This is a genomic window from Allobacillus salarius (genome assembly GCF_007559425.1).
In the GTDB taxonomy this organism is placed as follows: Bacteria; Bacillota; Bacilli; order Bacillales; family Alkalibacillaceae; genus Allobacillus; species Allobacillus salarius.
The window spans coordinates 1-558 of record NZ_VMHE01000093.1 but is presented as its reverse complement, the minus strand read 5'-3'; the positions used below and the strand labels follow the sequence as shown (position 1 = coordinate 558).

Genomic DNA, 558 nt, shown 5'->3' with positions numbered 1-558 from the left:
GGGCCAATGATTGGGGTGAAGTCGTAACAAGGTAGCCGTATCGGAAGGTGCGGCTGGATCACCTCCTTTCTAAGGATATGTAAGAGTGGAGCCGACTTACTGGAGCCGCTTAAATATTCAGGAATCGTAGCGAGCATATTTATATGTCGATAAGAGATTCTGAGTATGGATAGTTAGGTCAGTAGGACGGAAACAGATTCCACAAGCGACGTCAGTGCTATTTTGTTTAGTTTTGAAGGATTGAAATGCCTTCGGATGGGCCTGTAGCTCAGTTGGTAAGAGCGCACGCCTGATAAGCGTGAGGTCGGTGGTTCAAGTCCACTCAGGCCCACCATCTAAGGGGCCTTAGCTCAGCTGGGAGAGCGCCTGCTTTGCACGCAGGAGGTCAGCGGTTCGATCCCGCTAGGCTCCACCATATAACAGCTTTATTCTCTAGATTTCTGCCACATGTGGTGGAAATTTATCTATCTAAGCTGATAAACATGTACCTTGAAAACTAGATAAGAAGCAAGCATCGAAACGAAAAGATTTAGGCGTCTTTTCACGCAAAGTAAGTTA

General features: G+C 46.8%; 2 tRNA genes and 1 rRNA gene. All 3 read left to right on the top strand.

The window, feature by feature from the left end:
* A 16S ribosomal RNA gene (locus FPQ13_RS13300) occupies positions 1-69 on the top strand; the annotation flags it as partial.
* A 188-nt stretch (positions 70-257) separates the two neighbouring features.
* Positions 258-334, top strand: a tRNA-Ile gene (locus FPQ13_RS13295).
* A gap of 5 nt (positions 335-339) precedes the next feature.
* Positions 340-415: transfer RNA gene (locus FPQ13_RS13290), tRNA-Ala, on the top strand.
* Positions 416-558: the final 143 nt, after the last annotated feature.